Source organism: Actinoplanes sp. NPDC004185 (assembly GCF_053603475.1).
On the sequence record NZ_JBSGFR010000088.1, the window covers coordinates 1 to 17,333 of the forward strand.

The following is a 17,333-nucleotide window of genomic DNA, read 5'->3' on the forward strand; positions in this document are numbered from 1 at the left end:
CCCGGCCCCGGCCGGGTCCCGACCGGCACGACCACTGCCCGCGGCCCGGCCCGGGCGGCGCTGCGACCGGCGGCCGGCCAGTTCGTCCCCACGGCGGGACAGCCGCTGCTGCGCACCAGGCTGGCTGCCGGCGCCACCACCTCCCTCGCCCTGGCCGGACCGGGCATGCCGGTCCCCGCCGAGGTCTCCGCAGTGGCTCTGAGCATCGAGACGGACGCCTCCGCGGCCGACGGGACGCTCGCCGTGGGCGGTCCCGGCTCCGGCGACCGCCCGGCCCTGCACTTCGCCCGCGGTGGCCGGTCCCGCACCTACGACCTGGTCCGGACCCCCGCTGACGGGCGGCTGAGCCTGACCACGAGCGCCGCCACCGGCATCACCGTGCGCCTGCGCGGCTACTACACCTCGGCGCAGGCCAGGACCGTCGGGTCCACCTTCGTGGCGCTTCCGGAGAGCCCGGTACGGACGGACACCGCGATCCGGGCCGGTGGCGCCACCACCGTGACCCTGTCCGAGACCGCCGGTCTGCCGGCCGCCACGAACGTCGCCGCCGTCGCCGTGAGCCTGTCGGTGCGGGCCCCCCGCGCGGACGGGTGCGTGAGCGCCCAGGCCGGCAGTGTGCGCACCGGCGCCTCGCTGTGCTTCCGCAAGGGAGCCGACGCGGTGGCCCTCGACACCCTGATACCGACCCGGCAGGGCCGGATCGTCTTCCGCAGCGACCAGGCCGTACGCCTGTCCGTCCGGGTCCGCGGCTACCACGCCGTCGCCTCCGCCCCGGTCGCCGGTGCGACGTTCGTGCCGCTGGACGAGCCGGCTCTGCTGGGCGCCGAGGTGGCGCCGGGCCGGCCGGCCGCGGCGACGATGGCCCGTCCCGACGGTGTGACCGATCTCGGCTCGGTCTCCGCGCTGCTGGTCAGCACCGACCTCGCCGAGGCCGGAAAGGCGGGCTGCCTGACCATCGCGACGGCCGGCGTCCGACGGGGCGACACCGGCCCGACCGCCTGTTTCGGCGCCGGTGACTCCGCGGGCGGCACGGGCCTGGTCCGCGTCGACCGGTCCGGCCGGTTCCGGGGCAGTGCCACCGCGGGCGCGCGAGCGCAGGCGAGGATCGAGGGCTACTTCCGTATGGCCACCGCACCGGCCGCACCGACCGCGGTGAAGGCGGTGGCGACCCGCGACGGGGCCGTGGTCAGCTGGACGGCGCCGGAAACGGACTCCGGTGCCGGTGTCACCGGATACACCGTGAAGGCATCGCCCGGCACCGCGACGGCCCGGACCGACGGGACCACCCGGGCCACCGTCGGCGGCCTGACCGAGGGTACGGCGTACACGTTCACCGTCGTGGCGACGAACGCCGCGGGCAGCAGCCCCGCCTCCGCACCCTCCGCCAAGGCCACACCGTCCCTTGCCGCGGCTCCACCGGCGGTGGCCGGCAGCGCCGCGGATGTGACGGGCACGTTGACGGTCGGTGGCTCGCCGCTCTCACTGGCGGTGCCCGCTGACTCCCGGGCTGTCTACTCCTTCACCGGCACCGCCGGCCAGAAGATCTTCACCACCGCCGGGGTGGTGCAGGGCGACGACGGCTATGCGCGGGTGGAACTGACCTCACCCACCGGCGCCGTGCTCGCGTCCAGGGCGTACCTGCGCCACGACCCGGGGAACGCGACGAACTTCGACGTGCTGACGTTGACGGTGACCGGGACCTACAAGATCACGTTCACCCCGGACCCGGGTACGGTCAACACGTACCAGGCCCGGGTGTCAGCGGTACCCGCCGACGCCACCGCCACCGTGACGGTCGGCGGAGCGGCCAGGCCGGTCACGACCACGGCCGCCGGCCAGCTCGCGACCGTGTCCTTCACCGGCACCGCGGGCGCGGCGGTGATCCCCCGCGTCCACATCGACAGCCCTGCCGCGGGCGCCTGCGTGCGGGCCGCTGTCCGGGACCCGAACGGCAACTACACCCAGGCGTCGGACTGCGCGGCCGAGGGCTGGATCAGTCTGGGCCGGGCCGACCTGTCGACCGCCGGTACCTGGACGGTGGAGGTGGATCCGAGCGAGGCGTGGACCGGCACGGTGTCGGTCAGCGTGCTGCCCGTGCCGGCGGACAGGACCGTGGCCGCGGCCACGGACGGCAACCGGTTCAGCGCTGCGGTCACGTACGGGCAGGGGGTCGCCTTCTCGTTCACCGGCACCGCGGGAGCCGTTGTGCACGGTGTGGCGGACCTCGACGGCACGGACGCCGACCTGAGCGGGCGCCTCTACGACTCCACCGGCAAGGAGCTCACCGGATGCTGGACATGCGCTGAGTCGTTCGAGCTCGCGCTGCCCGCGACCGGCACGTACACCTGGCGCGTCGTGCCGCGGGCCGGCGATGTGGGCACCCTGGGCGTCACCCTGGACGTCGTACCGCCCCCGCTGCGGGTCACCGGCAGCGTCAACGGCCCGGCAGTCCGGATGGCCTCGGCGGCGTACTGGCAGAGCGTGGTGCTCTCCTTCCCCGTCGCCGCGGGCCAGCGGGTGTACATCTCGTGCACGCCCGAGCAGGAACGGCAGCCGTCGTTCCTGCTGCGTTCGCCGGCCGGCGTGCAGCTGTCGATGAGCACCTGTGCCACCGGATCACTGCTGTTCGACCAGACCTTCACGACTGCCGGCACCTACCAGCTGGAGATGGCCTATCCCGGCCGCCGGCTGCAGGCCGCGACCGTGCGCCTGCAACTGCCCTCGGCGCCGGCGACTGCCACCGCCACCATCGGCGGCCCCGCGGTCACCGTCACCACCACCGCGGCCGGGCAGCTCGCCGAGGTGCGATTCACCGCGACGGCCGGGCAACGGGCCTACGTGGAGTGCACGCAGACGCTGGCGGGCGGCCAGAACAGCTGGACCGACGTGCAGATGATCGCCCCGTCCGGCAATCCGGTCGGGTGGACGGCCTACTGTTCCGGCACCGATCAGCAGACTGTGCAGACCTTCACCTTCGGCGCCGGGACGTACACGTACCGGATCACGCCGTCCGGCACGGCGACCGGCACCTTCACCGTACGGCTGCGGCCGGTGCCGGCTGCGGTGACCGCGACCGCGACGATGGGTGGCAGCCCGGTGTCGGTCACCACGACCGCGATCGGCCAGGAGGCGCTCATCCGCTTCACCGCCACCGCGGGACAGCGCCTGTACGTCGCCTGCCTGCAGGACATCCCGCGGACCAACTGGGGCTGGACCCGCTACTACCTCGTCGACCCCTCGGGCCGGCAGGTCGGGATCGACGAGGACTGTCCCAACGGGAACGACCTGTTCCCCACGCAGACGCTCACCACCACTGGTACGTACACGATCGAGGTCCACCCGTCGGGCGCGTCGTTCGGCACGGCCCGGCTCCAGCTGTACAACGTGCCGGCGGACGCCACCGCGACCGCGACCATCGGTGGCTCCGCGGTGAGCCTGGCGACGACCACACCGGGGCAGCAGATGCGGGTCTCGTTCAACGCCACCGCCGGTGACCGGGTGTACCTGACCTGCCAGCAGCAGAAGCTCACCGGCAAGTCGACCGAGAACGTGTGGTACAGCCTGACGGATCCCACCGGCGAGATGCCGGAGGTGGACAGCATCCTGGACGTGATGCGGGTCAGCGGCAACTGCGTGGATCCGCTGTCACTGTTCGACTTCCGGGTGCCGCCCACGCTGTTCACCACGCAGGTGCTGGAGAGGACGGGGACGTACACCGTCACCGTCGACCCGGAGAACCTGGTGACCGCGAACACGAAGATCCAGATCTACCGGGTTCCGGCGGAGAGCACCGCGACGGCCGTCGTCGGCGGCCCGGCCGTCACCGTCTCCACCACGGCGATCGGGCAGGAGGCGCGGGTCGACTTCACCGCCGTACCGGGGCAGCGGATCTTCATCTCCTGCACCCAGCGGCTGACCAACAACAAGGGTGAGCGCCCGCTGTACCTGCTGGCGGACGGATCGTCGTGGCAGGTCTCGTACTGCGAGCGGGAACCGGCCCTGTTCGACACCCAGGCGTTCACCACCGGCGGCGCCATGAGCCTGGTGATCCAGCCCAGGGGCCTGGCCACGGGCACGTTCACCATCCGTCTGTACGCACCGGCCGCGGACGTGAGCAGGACGGCGACCATCGGCGGGGGCCCGGTCACAGTGACCACGGCCGACCCCGGCCAGCGCGGGTCGGTGACCTTCACGGGTACGGCGGGACAGCGGCTCTACGCGACCTGCGGGCAGAGCATGACCGGCGCCGGCAGCCAGGTCCCGGAGTACCGCCTCGTCGGGCCGGACGGTGCCACGGCGGGTGTCGCCGACTGCAGCAGCCCGCCGGCCCTCTTCGACACCCAGGTCCTGACGAAGAGCGGCACGTACCGGATCGAGATCGCCCCGCCCGGGATCGCGACCGGCTCCTTCACGATCCGGTTGTATTCGCCGCCGGCGAACGTCTCGGTCACCGCGACGATCGACGGCCCGGCGGTGACCGCGACGATGACCGTGCCCGGCCAGAAGGCGTTGGTGTCGTTCACCGGTGTGGCCGGGCGGCGCCTCTACGTGCGGTGCGCGGAGGAGCTCGCCGATCTCGGTGACGGCTTCACCAACTACGTGCTGTCCGGCCCGGACGGCGCTCAGGTGGCGTTCGGTTTGTGTGCCGGCCCGCCGACCCTGTTCGACACGCTCGACCTGCTGGCGTCGGGGACGTACCAGATCTCGGTGGCCCCGCCGGGTGTCGCGACCGGCACGGTGACGCTGCAGCTCTACGGGGTGCCGGCCGACGCCACGCAGACCGCGACGATCGGCGGCGCGGCGAAGACGCTGACCACCACCAAGGTCGGCCAGAAGGCGTTCCTGACCTTCTCGGCGACGGCGAACCAGCCGCTACGGGTCTCCTGCGCCGAGACTGTCTCCGGCGGCGACGGCCTGACGCCGTTCTACGAGCTGCGGGATCCGTCCGGCGCACCCGTGGCGTTCGGCGAGTGCCTGGAGCCGGCGGACCTGTTCGGGCCGGTCACGCTGGCGGACGCCGGGACCTACACCGTCGCGATCTACCCGCCCGGCCTGGCCACCGGGAGCTACACCCTGCAGCTCTTCTCGTCCTGACCCCGCCGGACCTGCGGCGGCCCGGGTGCACGGCATCCGGGCCGCCGCCGGTCAGGAGGCCTTGCGGACGCGGCGCTCGCGCCAGCCCTGGACCGCCTTGTCGGCGTCGATCGGCGGCAGCAGCACCGGCGGACCGTCGAGCAGGCCGGCCCGGGCCTTGCGCAGCTGCTCGTTGAGCCCGGCGACGTAGGCGCGGACGTCGGCCTCCGAGGTGCGCCGGTCGATGCTGTCGCGCAGATCCTGGGCCTCGCGGCGCACCGCCAGGGTGGGCGGCAGCGCACCGGCGGTGGCACCCTCGCGGCGCAGCCAGTCCTTGACCCACCAGTCCTCGTCGTACTCCCGGCCGTGGTCGCTGAGCGGCTTGCCGGCGCCCGGGAGGTTGTCGAACTGGCCCTGCTCCTGGGCCTCACGGATCTTGCGGTCGATGTGCGACTCGTACCAGCTCGCCATGATTGTCAGTCTAGGTCGGCGGCACCGAGACCGGCGAGCAGGCGGCGCAGGCCCCACACGTACTGCCCGGTGCCGACGTAGCCGGCCATGACGTCGGCGGCGGCCGCGGTGCGGGGGAACGCCTCGGCCGGGACCGCGGCGAAGGCGGCCCGGCGACCGGCGATCCGTTCCTGCTCGGGGGCCAGCGGGCCGGGCTGCGGCACGTCGGCCACCTCCAGGGCGATCGCGCCGAGGACGTAGGTGATGATCGCGTACGAGGCGCGGGCGGCGGCGGCCGGGTCGAGGCCACCGTCGGCGAGGGCGTCGAGCAGCCGTTCGCCCAGCAGCAGAGCGTGCGGGCCGTCCATCGGACCGCTGAGCAGCAGCGGCACGGCGCCGGGATGGGTCAGCAGGCGGGTCCGCAGGTCGAGGGCGAGCGTTTCGATCCGATCGGGCCAGGGCCTGCGCTGATCGGTGAGCACACTGTGGTCGACCTCCCCGAGCAGCCGTTCCACCAGCGCCGCGACGACCGCGCTCTTGTCGGGGAAGTACGTGTAGACGGCGTTCGGGGCCACGCCGACGGCGGCCGCGATGCGCCGGATCGAGGCCGCCTCGGTGCCACCGATGTCGAGCAGGGCCAGGGCCGCTTCGAGGATCGTGTCCTCGGTGAGCGCCCGTCGCGGGCCCGGTCTACGCCGGCCGGTATCCGTCACCACACCCCCTTGACTTTGTCTCTGCACACCGTACAGCATTAGGCCGTCCGCTAATACTGCACACCGTACAAGGATGGTTTCCCATGGATCTCCGCCGCGCTACCGGGCTGCTGCTGGTGGGTGCCCCGCTGGCCTTCACCGCCGCCGCCACCGTGCTGTCGTCGACCTTCGACTGGCCCGACATCCTGCGCGAGCCCGCCGCCGTCGTGCTCGCCGCCGCCGACTCGGGCGGGCCGGCGCTGGTCTGGACGTGGTTCGCCACGGCCTGGACGTACGCGCTGCTCGGCGTACCCCTGCTGTTGCTCCCCGCGGCCCTGGGCCGCCGTGACGACCCGGTGCTGCGGGCCGCGACCGCCGTGGGCGCCGCGTCCGTGCTGCTGTCGCTGGTGGGCTTCCTGCGCTGGTTCTTCGTCGTGCCGCCGCTGGCCCGCACCTGGGCCGCCGGCGATCCGGTCGTACGGGCGGCGACCGAGGCGGCCTGGACGGCCCAGCACCAGTTCGGCGGCGCGCTGCTCGGTGAGCATCTCGGGCAGGTGCTGGTGCTCGCCTGGTCGGTCACGGTCAGCGTGGTGCTGCTGCGCAGCCGGTTGCTGCCGGCCTGGATCGGGTGGGCCGGGCTCGGCGCCTCGGCGCTGTACCTGCTGAATCAGGGGGACGTGCTGGCCACCGCGGTGCCCGGCTTCCCGGTGTGGGACGCGGCCGGCCTCGTCGGCAGCACCGTGTGGGGGCTGTGGGTGGCCGCCCTGGGCGTGACACTTCGGTTCGCGCCGAAGCGTGAACGCCGCACAATGGCGGCATGACCGCTCCCGCGCTGGCCCGCTTGGCCGCGTTGCTGGCCGACGACACCCGCGCCGCGTTCTGCCTGGCCCTGCTCGACGGCCGGGCCTGGACGGCCGGCGAGCTCGCCGCGCACGCCGGGGTGGCGCCGGCCACCGCGACCGGGCATCTGCACAAGCTGGTCGCGGCGGGCCTGCTCAGTGAGCAGCGACAGGGCCGCCACCGGTACGTGCGCCTGGCCGGCCCGCAGGTGGCCCACCTCATCGAGGACCTCGCCGCCCAGCTGCCACCGGCACCCGCACCGGCCCGGACCCTGCGCGCGGCCACCGCCTCGGCCGCCCTGTCCCGGGGCCGCACCTGCTACGACCACCTGGCCGGCGCTCTCGGGGTGGCGGTCACCGACGCTCTCGAACGCACCGGCCGGCTCACGCGCGCCGCCGGGTTCGCCCTCACCCCGGCCGGGCTGCGGTGGCTGGACGGGCTGCCGGCGGTCCGGGCCTCGCGGCGCCCGCTGGTCCGGGGGTGCCTGGACTGGACCGAGCGGCGCGAGCACGTCGCCGGGGCCGCCGGTGCGACGGTCTGCGCGTACCTGCTGGGACAGGGCTGGGTCGCCCGGGTCGGCAGCGGGCGTGCCGTACGCGTGACCCCGGCCGGCGGGCCCGCGCTGACGGAGCTGTTCGGCGCCGACGCCGCGTGGAGTGCGTGATCCCGGCGTAGCGTGAGGGGTCGTGCCCGTGACCCGCTCGGAGGAAACCATGCCGTACTCCCCCACCCGATCCCTCGCCGACACGGTTGTCGCCGTCACCGGAGCGAGCGCCGGCATCGGTGCCGCCACCGCCCACGCGCTGGTCGGCGCGGGGGCCCGGGTCGCGGTGAGTGCCCGCCGGGAGGAACGGCTGGAGCAGCTCGTCGACGAGCTGGGCAAGGACAACGTGGTGCCGGTGGTCGGCGACGTCCGCGACCCGGCCCACAACGACGCGCTGGTGGCGGCCGCCGTCGAGCGCTGGGGGCGGCTGGACACGATGGTGGCCAACGCCGGGATCGGCGCGTACGGCGGCATCCTCGACCTGGGCGACGACCAGCTCACCGAGATGGTGGAGACCAACTACCTGGGCACGGTGTGGAGCGTACGGTCGGCGGTCCGCCGCTTCCGGGAGCAGGGCGACGGCGGTGACGTGGTGATCGTCAGCTCGGTGGCGGGCTTCCGCGGCGGCGCCGACGAGGCCGTCTACGCGGGCACCAAGCACGCCCAGGTGGGCCTGGCCGGTTCGCTGGACCGGGAGCTGCGCGCGGAGGGCACCCGGGTGACGCTGGTCTGCCCGGCCGGCACCGCCACGGAGTTCGCCATCGGCGCGGGCCGCACGGAGGGCTCGCCGGAGCTGGACGACTACCTGCGCCCGGAGGACGTGGCCCACGCCATCCGGGTCGTGCTGGAGCAGCCCCGCTCGGTGCGCACGACCGTGTGGCAGATGTGGTCGATGCAGCAGCAGAGCTGACCGCGGTCCGCTACGGCGCCGAGCTCAGGCCGGCCAGCAGCGACTTCCGGCGTCCGTCTCATGGTGAGGGCGTCCGTCACACCGTGAGGACGACCTTCGCGCGGGCGTGCTCCTCCTCGACGTACCAGATCGCCTCGGCCGTCTCGGGCTGCCGCCCTCGGACACGGGCGGCCGTCGCGCTCGCCGACGAGGCCGGCATCGAGGCGCTCAGCATGCGCAGACTCGCCCAGGCGCTGGGCGTCGTGCCGATGGCCCTCTACAAGCACGTGGCCAACAAGGACGAGCTGCTCGACGGCGTGATCGACGTCGTCGTCGGCGAGATCGACCCGCCCGGGGCCCGTTCCGGGCGGGCGGGCTCTCCCTGGACCTGACCCACCACGTCATGCACGCGACGGGCAGCCGGATCATCGGCTTCAGCCGGGAGCTGTTCACCGCCGCACCCGCGACCGAGCCGCCGGCGGCCGTGGCGGCTCAGCCGGCGACCACCTTCCCGTACGTCGCCGCGCTGGCCACGGCAGCCGCCCACTCGGCGGACCCGGTCGTCGGCGGGGGCTCCGACGACCAGTTCGAGTTCGCGTTCGCGCTGGACCTGCTGCTGGACGGTATCGAACGACTGCATAGACGCGGTTGGATCTCGGCACAGTAAAGTCACCTTGTAATAAAAGCCCTCCCCCGATCCCCTGGAGGCCTCGTGAGGCGTTCCATCAGCGCGGCGCTCGCCGTCGTGACGACAGCGGGCACCGTGCTCGCCGCCGGTCTGCCCGCCGCGGCCGGCCGGCCCGTGCGCGGCAGTGTCGTGACCGGCACCTACTCGGCCGGCGCGGCGCACCCCTGGCAGGCGTTGCCGGACGTCCGCACCGGACCCGGCCGCGGCGGGATCACCGACGCGACCGTCGTGATCGACCCGAGCCGGGAGCGGCAGCGCTACACCGGGGTCGGCTTCTCCCTGGACGAGACGAGCGTCTCCAACCTGTGGAAGCTGACCCCGGCCGAGCGCGAGCGGGCCGTACGCCTGCTGGTCGACCCCCGGACCGGCGCGGGCCTGGACCGCTTCCGGCTCACCATCGGCAGCCCGGACCTCATCGAACACCTGCCGTTCTGGTCCTACGACGAGCTGCCCGCCGGAGTCAGCGAGGACTTCGGTCTCAAGTACTTCTCGATCAAGCGTGACGTCGACGCGCACATCATCGACACCGTCAAGCTGATCCAGCGCTACAACCCGAAGGCCACCTTCTTCGCCTCCGCGTGGAGCGCACCGGCGTGGATGAAGACCAACAACCGCTTCACCGGCGAGGTCGCCCTCAAGCCGGGCAGCACCACCGAGTACTACCAGGTCGGCAAGCTGCGCGACGACGCGATCGACGTCTTCGCGCGCTACTACGTGAAGTACCTGCAGGCGTACGCCCGGCACGGCATCCGCATCGACGCGCTGACGCTGCTCAACGAGCCCGGCATCGACGTGGTCTATCCGGCGATGGACATCAGCATCGCCCAGCAGCAGCGGCTCGCCCTGGCGATCAAGCGGGAGCTCGCCGCGCACCGGCTGCGCACCGAGCTGTACGTGCACGACTTCAACTTCTGGGACTGGAAGGACCCGAACAGCACCGGGACCAAGAACTACCACCGCATCTTCGACGACCCCCGGGTACGGGCGGCCAGTGACGCCATCGCGTTCCACCCGTACTGGGGTGATCCGGCGGTGATGCGGGACGCGTACGAGCAGACCGGCAAGCCGGTGCACATGACCGAGACGAGCGACCTCTCCCCCGCCACCGTGCTGAGCTACCTGCGGCTGGACGCCTCGTCGTACGTGCTGTGGGCGCAGACGACCGATCAGGACGGCGGGACGCTGCACTGGACGCCGTCGCGCGACAACAACGTGGACTGGGACGAGGTCGGCCGCACCACCAAGTGGCCGGACCGGCTGGTCAAGGTGGACACGACGACCCGTACGTTCACCGTGCGCGACGAGCTCTACGCGCTGGGCCAGTTCGCCCGCTACCTCGGCCCGCAGCACGTCCGGGTCGAGTCCAGCGCCACCACCGGCGGGGTCAGCAACGTGGTCTTCCGCGACCGGGGTGACGGCTTCGTGGCGGTCGTGGGCAACAGCACGGCCGCCGGCCGCACCGTACGCGTCGTGCTCGGCGGCGAATCGTTCACCACGACCGTGCCGCCGAACTCGTACGCGACGTACCGCTGGAACGGCCACGTCCCGTCCTCGCACCGCAACCACGCGCCGGTCCTGCGCGAGCTGCCCGCCGTGGTCGCCGATCAGTACGGCACCACGCGGATCCAGCTCTCGGCCAGTGACCGGGACCGCGACCGGCTGGGCTACTACGCGACCGACCTGCCCGACGGTGTCACCGTGGACGCGAGCACCGGCCTGGTGACCCTGCAGCCGACCGTGGCCGGCGAGCAGGACCTCACGTTCTTCGTCACCGACGGCGCGGCCTCCGACCGGGTCACCGTGCACGTCACCGTACGTCCGCACGGCGCCCCGGTCGGCGCCCGGGTCGAGGCGGAGTCGTACACCTCGCAGCACGGCTGGACCGAGGGCGGCGCGTCGTTCGTCGAGAACAACCCGGCGGCCAGCGGCGGGAAGAACATCGGCTGGACGGCCCCCGGCAACTGGCTGACCTACCGGGTCGACGTGGCGCAGGCCGGCCGCTACGACCTGAAACTGCGGGTGGCCAACGGCACCGGTGCGGTGGCACCCGACGCGGTGTCCCTGCGTGACGCGGCCGGAACGGTGCTGGCCAAGGCGTCCGTGCCGGACACCGGCGGCTGGGCGGCGTACCAGTCCGTGCACGTGCCGGTCGAGCTGGCCGCGGGCGACCAGCTGGTGACGCTGTACTGCGAGACCGGCGGCTTCAACCTGGACTACCTGCGCCTCACGGCGTGACCGCCGGATCCCGGCCCCGCCCCACCGCGGGGCCGGGATCCATTCATTGACTCTGATCGATCGAAAAAATAGGCTGCTGGGAGCGCTCCCAAACTCACCCGCCTACGGATTCGGAAGATCAGATGACAATTCGTCGTACCGTGCTGGCCGTCGGCGCCGTCGCGGCGCTGACCGTCGGCACGCTGGCCGCGGTCACGCTGCCGGCCACGGCGGCGGCCACCGGATGCTCGGTCACCTATACGGTGCAGAGCCAATGGTCCGGTGGGTTCGCCGCCGACGTGGCCATCACCAATCTCGGTTCGGCCGTCACCAGCTGGACGCTGGCGTTCGACTTCGCGAGCCCCGGCCAGAAGGTCAACCAGGGCTGGAGCGCCGCCTGGACGCAGTCGGGCGCCCGGGTCACCGCGGCCAGCATGAGCTGGAACGGCTCGCTCGGCACCGGGGCGTCGACCTCGATCGGCTTCACCGGCGCCTGGAACGGCACGAACCCGAAACCGGCCTCCTTCTCCCTCAACGGCGTCAACTGCACGGGTTCCGTCGTTCCGACGTCGGGCCCCACCTCGGTCCCGCCGAGCACCCTGCCGGCCACCACTCCACCGCCGAGCGGGCCCGCACCCGAGCTCAAGGTGTCGGGCAACAAGATCGTCACCGCGGACGGCCGGACCTACCGGCTGCTGGGGGTCAGCCGCTCCAGCGGCGAGTTCGGCTGCGTGCAGGGCAAGGGCCTCTGGGACTCCGGCCCGGTCGACCAGGCGTCCGTCGACGCGATGAAGACCTGGAACATCCATGCCGTCCGCATCCCGCTGAACGAGGAGTGCTGGCTCGGCGTCAGCGGCGAGCCCAGCGGCCCCGCCTACCAGCAGGGCGTCAAGGACTATGTGGACCTGCTGGTCGCCAACGGCATCAACGTGATCCTCGACCTGCACTGGACCTGGGGCGCCTACACCACGGGCCCGGACTGGCACTGCAAGGACGAGCACGCGACCTGCCAGAAGCCGGTGCCGGACGCGCGCTACGCCCCCCAGTTCTGGACCGGCGTGGCCAACGCGTTCAAGGGCAACGACGCGGTCGTCTTCGACCTGTTCAACGAGCCGTACCCGGAGATCGCCAGCGACTGGAACAAGACGCCCGGCTGGCAGTGCCTGCGGGACGGTGGCACCTGCACCGGCATCGCGTACGAGGTGGCCGGCATGCAGGACCTGGTCGACGCGGTACGGGCCACCGGCGCCACCAACATGCTGATGGTCAGCGGGCTGGAGTGGACCAACGACCTGCGCGAGTGGCTGGCGTACCAGCCGGACGACCCGCTGGACAACATCGCGGCGTCGTGGCACGCCTACAGCTTCAACGCCTGCGCGACCGAGGCCTGCTGGGACAGCCAGATCGCGCCCGTGGCCCAGCAGGTGCCGGTGGTCCTGGGTGAGTTCGGCCAGGACACCTGCACGTTCGAATACATGCAGCAGCTGGTGGACTGGGCCGACGAGCACGGCCTGAGCTACCTGGCCTGGACCTGGAACCCGTGGGGATGCACCGGTGGTGCGGTGCTCATCAAGGACTGGGCCGGTACCCCGGAGCCCGGCGTGGGCGAGGGCTTCAAGGCTCACCTGCTGACGCAGACCCCGTACCTCTGAGGTCACCGACCGCGAGCGTCACCCGGCCTGCCGGTGACGCTCGCGGTAGGTGCGGGTCTTGTGGCGGTTGCCGCAGACCTCCATCGAGCACCAGCGGCCGCGGCCGCTGCGCGAGGTGTCGTGGAACGCCCAGTGGCAGTCCGGCGCCACGCACAGCTTGAGCCGCGGCCAGTCGCCGCGCGCGGCGCTCCGCGCCACCGTCTCGAGGATGACGTCCAGCCACGGCCGGCCGGACCCGGCGGAGATCCGCAGGCCGCCTGACGCATCCGCGACGAGATGCAGCTGATAGCCGGCGAGGGCCGTAGCACTGTCCGCCTCGCCGAGCAGCACTTGCCGCAGCGCCGTGCGCAGCGCGACGGTCGCGACCAGGTCGGCCGCCTCCGGCTCGGCTCCCGCCCCCGGCAGCTCGTGAGCCGCCAGCCACTCGCCCAGCGCCGCCGGAGAGGTCAGGTGCTCACCGGCGACGTGACTCTCCCCGTGCCGGCTGAAAGTCCGCTCGTCGACCGTGTTCAGGAACTCCTCGATCAGCTGCAACGTGGCCACGACACCACTATATCTGATTACCGGTGTTGACGGCCGCACGACACCGGTATTAACGTTCGGTGGTGTCGAGAGATGCGAGGAGGAAACCATGAACGTCCCCGACGCCGAACTCGAAGACCTGCGCGACCGGCTGCGCCGGACCCGATGGGCCACGCCGTGGCCGGTCCCCGCCTGGGAGGCCGGCACCGACGGCCAGGAGCTGCGACGACTGGTCGACTACTGGGCCTCGGGTTACGACTGGCGCAAGCACGAGGCGGCCATCAACGCTCTGCCGTCCCGGTACGCCGACACCCGGCTTCGGGCTCTCGCCGCAACGCCCCGACTTCCCCGACGACATCCAGCCCACCCACGAGATCTGGCACCGGCTGATGCACGACGAGCTGGGCTTCCCGCGGTACGGCGCGCACGGCGAGGACCTCGGTGCTGGAGTCACCGTCCGGCTCGGGCAGACCCACCCGGAGGCGGTGGCGGGCATCCACGTCCTGACCATCGGTGACCCGCCCACCTACGACGCGGCCGACCTGACCGACGAGGAACGCGCCTACGTGGAGGCCAAGGCCGCGTGGCACGTCACCGAGGGCGGCTACTCCCACGAGCAGCGCACGCGCCCGCTGACCCTGGCTCAGGGCCTGTCCGACTCGCCGTCGGGCCTGCTCGCCTGGATCGGGGAGAAGTACCGGGCGTGGAGCGACTGCGGCGGCGACGTGTCCCGCCGGTTCAGCGACGACTTCCTGCTCACCCAGGCCTCGCTGTACTGGTTCACCAACTCGATCTCCACCTCGTTCCGGCCGTACTACGACGGTGACCGCGGACTGCTGGCCGATCGCGGACCCGTGCGGGTCCCCACCGCGGTCGCGCTGTTCCCGGCGGAGATCGGCGCCCCGCCACCGCGCAGCTGGATCGAGCGCTGGTACCGCCTCACCCGCTACACGGTCATGCCGAGCGGCGGCCACTTCGCCCCGCACGAGGAGCCGGAGCTGCTGGCCGACGACCTGACCGCCTTCTTCCGCCCGCTCACCGGAGGGACCCGATGAACTCCGCACCCGAGACAACCAGCCAGGACGTCATCGACGACCTCAGGGCCCGGCTCCGGGCGTACCGGCGGGTGCCCCTGCCCGGGGGCTGGGGATGGCAGCGCGGCGCCGACCCGGACTACCTGGCCGACCTCGTGGACCACTGGGCGCACTCGTACGACTGGCGCGTCCACGAGGAGCGGATCCGGCAGCTGCCCTGGACGCTGACGCCCGCCACCCGGGCGATCCACCAGCGGTCCGGGCGCGCCGACGCCACCGCCGTGCTCCTGCTGCACGGCTGGCCCGACTCGGTCCTCCGGTTCGAGCGTGTGCTGCCCCTGCTCACCGACTACCACGTGGTCGCGCCCGCCCTGCCCGGGTTCCCGTTCGCCACGCCGGTCGCCGGGCACGGCATGTCGGCCGACGACATGGCCGGCCCGGTCGCCGAGACGATGGCCGCGCTCGGCTACGACCGGTACGTGGTCTCGGCCGGTGACGTCGGCTGCGATGTGGCCGAGGCACTGGCCGCCCGTTTCCCCGGGCGGGTCGCGGCGCTGCACCTCACCGACGTCTCCCAGCACCACTTCCTGGCCGATCCGCCCACCGACCTGTCGAAGACCGAGCGGGACTACGTCGAGCGCGGCCGGGACTGGCAGGCCCGCGAAGGTGGTTACATGCACGAGCAGTCCACCAAGCCGCACACGCTGGCGGCCGCGCTGGGCGATTCTCCGGCGGGGCTGGCGGCCTGGCTGGTGGAGAAGCTGCGCACGTGGACCGACTGCGACGGCGACGTGGAGTCCGTCTTCACCCGCGACGAGCTGCTGACCTGGGTGACGGCGTATTGGGTGAGCGGGGCCATCGGGACGTCCTTCACGCCGTACGTTGCGGCCGGGCCCAAGCCGGCCGGCGTCACGCCGCCGGCCGTGTTCACCGTCTTCCCGCGGGATCTGGTCAACGCGCCCCGTGAGTTCGCGGAACGGTTCTTCGACGTACGCGGGTGGCGCGAGGAGGCCCACGGTGGCCACTTCGCCGCCTGGGAGCACCCGGACCGGTACGCGGCCGGGATCCACGACGCCGCCCGGATCGCCGCCACCTGACAGGATCCACACAGTTGTGGTCGAGAGTCGGCGCATGCGGACAACGATCTTCCACGCTGTTGCCGGATCCGTGCTGACTGTGGCCGCGCTGGCCGGCTGCAGCGGACCCGCGACCGACGAGAAACGGCCCGACATCGCCACGCTGCGGACCGCCGATCCCGCGTCGGCCGCTCCCCCGTCGACGGCCGCCCGGGAGCGGCCGGTGGTCCGCCCCGACGAGGGCAAGGAGGAGTTCGAACGGTACGTGGCGGTCTGGCAGGAGTGCCTCTTCAGCCACGGGGTCCCCCGCGTGCCCAAGGGCAGCAAGCCGGCGATCGCCGAGCACGAGGCGGCGACCGCCGAGTGCGAGCACCTGTACCCGGAGAACTGGATGGAACGGGAGGCGCGGACCAACCCGGAGTACACCGACCGGCTGCGCGACACGGCGAAGTGCCTGAAGAAGAAGGGACACGACGTCACGGTCGGCGGTGACCCGGTGGCCCTGATGTACGGCGACAACACCAGCGCCAACAAGGCCTACGACGACGAGCAGGAATGCCAGCGCACCGCGTTCCGCCAGGACATCAAGAAGTACGAGGGCGGCTGATCTCCGGCCGGCGCGCCCGGAGCGTCAGGATGGGGGGATGACAGACGCGGACGGCCGTCAGCTCGGCCGGGTGTTCAACGACGTGGCCGGGCTCTACGACCGGGTCCGGCCGGGATATCCCGGCGAGCTGTTCGCGGACCTGGCCACCTTCACCGGCATCCACGACGGATCCCCGGTGCTCGAGGTCGGCTGCGGCACCGGGCAGGCGACCCGCTCGCTGGCCGCGCTCGGCTGCGCGGTGACCGCCGTGGAACCGGGTGCCGAGCTGGCCGCGATCGCCCGGCAACGGCTCGCCGCCCTCAGCCACGTCGACGTGCAGACGTCCTCCTTCGAGCAGTGGGACGCCCGCGGTCAGCGCTTCGACGCCCTCGTGGCCGCGACGTCGTGGCACTGGGTTGACCCGTCGATCGGCTGGCCGCGGGCGTACGAGCTGCTGCGCCCCGGTGGATGGATGGCGCTGCTCGGCCACGTGGTCGTCCGCCGGCCGGGCGAGCCCGAGGTGTACGCCGCGACCGCCGACCTGCACGAGCGGTTCTCCCCCGGCAATCCGGGCTGGGGCCATCCGCCGCTGGAGGACGAGGTGCGGGCCACCGACACGGGCTGGGGTGCGGTCGAGGAGCCCGGCGCCCTGTTCGGGGCACCGATCGTACGGTGGTATCCGACCGTGCAGTGGTTCGACGGCGCGGGATTCGCCGATCTGCTCCGGTCGACGTCGCTGTACCGCAGGCTCGACCCGCCGGTTCGCGAACCGTTGCTCGACGCCATCACCGACCGCATCCGCACGCACCTGGGCAACCGGGTGTCACGCCGCTACCTGACGGCCCTGCGCGCCGGGCAGCGCACCCATTGACAGCGCGGCGGACGGCGGTCATCGGCCTGGTGCTGGCGTACGCCCTGCTCGCGGCGGCGTGCCGGCCCCTGACCGGCCCGGCGCTGATCGCCGTGCTCGCGGCCGGCCCAAGATCGCGTTCTACGCGGTGCTGCTCTTCGCGCTCCAGCTGGCCTTCGGCATCTGGGGTCCGAACGCGGTCAGCGACCTGCTCACCGCACTG

General features: G+C 72.6%; 13 protein-coding genes and 3 pseudogenes. 13 read left to right on the plus strand and 3 right to left on the minus strand.

Going from position 1 to position 17,333, the window contains the following annotated elements; all coding sequences use genetic code 11:
• Positions 1 to 5,094: fibronectin type III domain-containing protein (locus ACWEOZ_RS42970; RefSeq protein WP_451916438.1), on the plus strand; the 5,094-nt coding region annotated here is incomplete at its 5' end.
• Between the two features lie 51 nt (positions 5,095 to 5,145).
• On the opposite strand, the gene ACWEOZ_RS42975 is transcribed toward ACWEOZ_RS42970, so the two are convergent.
• Both ACWEOZ_RS42975 and ACWEOZ_RS42980 read right to left on the minus strand, forming a co-directional pair.
• A complete protein-coding gene (locus ACWEOZ_RS42975; protein WP_451916439.1) occupies positions 5,146 to 5,544 on the minus strand; it encodes a DnaJ family domain-containing protein in 399 nt (132 codons plus the stop codon).
• Between the two features lie 5 nt (positions 5,545 to 5,549).
• Positions 5,550 to 6,236: a TetR/AcrR family transcriptional regulator gene (locus ACWEOZ_RS42980; protein ID WP_451916440.1), complete on the minus strand. Its 687-nt coding sequence runs from the start codon at positions 6,234 to 6,236 to the stop codon at positions 5,550 to 5,552.
• Between the two features lie 83 nt (positions 6,237 to 6,319).
• Here ACWEOZ_RS42980 and ACWEOZ_RS42985 point away from each other — a divergent pair, with 83 nt between their 5' ends.
• The 6 genes and pseudogenes from ACWEOZ_RS42985 to ACWEOZ_RS43010 all read left to right on the plus strand — a co-directional run bounded on the left by ACWEOZ_RS42985 (position 6,320) and on the right by ACWEOZ_RS43010 (position 13,042).
• A complete protein-coding gene (locus tag ACWEOZ_RS42985; protein WP_451916441.1) occupies positions 6,320 to 7,036 on the plus strand; it encodes a DUF4386 domain-containing protein in 717 nt (238 codons plus the stop codon).
• The gene (locus ACWEOZ_RS42990; RefSeq protein ID WP_451916442.1) at positions 7,033 to 7,719 is read left to right on the plus strand and encodes an ArsR/SmtB family transcription factor; all 687 of its coding nucleotides are present in this window, start codon (positions 7,033 to 7,035) and stop codon (positions 7,717 to 7,719) included. The genes ACWEOZ_RS42985 and ACWEOZ_RS42990 overlap by 4 nt, the downstream gene beginning before the upstream one ends.
• A 22-nt stretch (positions 7,720 to 7,741) precedes the next feature.
• Positions 7,742 to 8,509 carry an SDR family oxidoreductase gene (locus tag ACWEOZ_RS42995; protein ID WP_451916443.1) on the plus strand — a complete coding sequence of 256 codons (768 nt, stop codon included), beginning with the start codon at positions 7,742 to 7,744 and terminating at the stop codon, positions 8,507 to 8,509.
• A 128-nt stretch (positions 8,510 to 8,637) separates the two neighbouring features.
• Positions 8,638 to 9,155: pseudogene (locus ACWEOZ_RS43000) on the plus strand (TetR/AcrR family transcriptional regulator).
• Positions 9,156 to 9,200: 45 nt separating this feature from the next.
• Positions 9,201 to 11,411: a carbohydrate-binding protein gene (locus ACWEOZ_RS43005; RefSeq protein WP_451916444.1), complete on the plus strand. Its 2,211-nt coding sequence runs from the start codon at positions 9,201 to 9,203 to the stop codon at positions 11,409 to 11,411.
• 122 nt (positions 11,412 to 11,533) lie between these two features.
• Positions 11,534 to 13,042: a cellulase family glycosylhydrolase gene (locus ACWEOZ_RS43010; RefSeq protein WP_451916445.1), complete on the plus strand. Its 1,509-nt coding sequence runs from the start codon at positions 11,534 to 11,536 to the stop codon at positions 13,040 to 13,042.
• 18 nt (positions 13,043 to 13,060) lie between these two features.
• On the opposite strand, the gene ACWEOZ_RS43015 is transcribed toward ACWEOZ_RS43010, so the two are convergent.
• Positions 13,061 to 13,585 (minus strand): CGNR zinc finger domain-containing protein, encoded by a 525-nt coding sequence (locus ACWEOZ_RS43015; protein WP_451916446.1) that lies wholly within the window; start codon positions 13,583 to 13,585, stop codon positions 13,061 to 13,063.
• Positions 13,586 to 13,673: 88 nt separating this feature from the next.
• Here ACWEOZ_RS43015 and ACWEOZ_RS43020 point away from each other — a divergent pair.
• The 6 genes and pseudogenes from ACWEOZ_RS43020 to ACWEOZ_RS43045 all read left to right on the plus strand — a co-directional run.
• Positions 13,674 to 13,802, plus strand: a pseudogene (locus tag ACWEOZ_RS43020) (epoxide hydrolase N-terminal domain-containing protein); the annotation flags it as partial.
• 151 nt (positions 13,803 to 13,953) lie between these two features.
• Positions 13,954 to 14,619 (plus strand): alpha/beta fold hydrolase, encoded by a 666-nt coding sequence (locus tag ACWEOZ_RS43025; RefSeq protein WP_451916447.1) that lies wholly within the window; start codon positions 13,954 to 13,956, stop codon positions 14,617 to 14,619.
• The gene (locus tag ACWEOZ_RS43030) at positions 14,616 to 15,695 is read left to right on the plus strand and encodes an epoxide hydrolase family protein (protein WP_451916448.1); all 1,080 of its coding nucleotides are present in this window, start codon (positions 14,616 to 14,618) and stop codon (positions 15,693 to 15,695) included. The genes ACWEOZ_RS43025 and ACWEOZ_RS43030 overlap by 4 nt, the downstream gene beginning before the upstream one ends.
• A gap of 34 nt (positions 15,696 to 15,729) precedes the next feature.
• Positions 15,730 to 16,281 (plus strand): hypothetical protein, encoded by a 552-nt coding sequence (locus ACWEOZ_RS43035; protein WP_451916449.1) that lies wholly within the window; start codon positions 15,730 to 15,732, stop codon positions 16,279 to 16,281.
• A 37-nt stretch (positions 16,282 to 16,318) separates the two neighbouring features.
• Positions 16,319 to 17,131 carry a class I SAM-dependent methyltransferase gene (locus ACWEOZ_RS43040; RefSeq protein WP_451916450.1) on the plus strand — a complete coding sequence of 271 codons (813 nt, stop codon included), beginning with the start codon at positions 16,319 to 16,321 and terminating at the stop codon, positions 17,129 to 17,131.
• Between the two features lie 109 nt (positions 17,132 to 17,240).
• Positions 17,241 to 17,333 (plus strand): annotated as a pseudogene (locus ACWEOZ_RS43045) (mechanosensitive ion channel family protein); the annotation flags it as partial.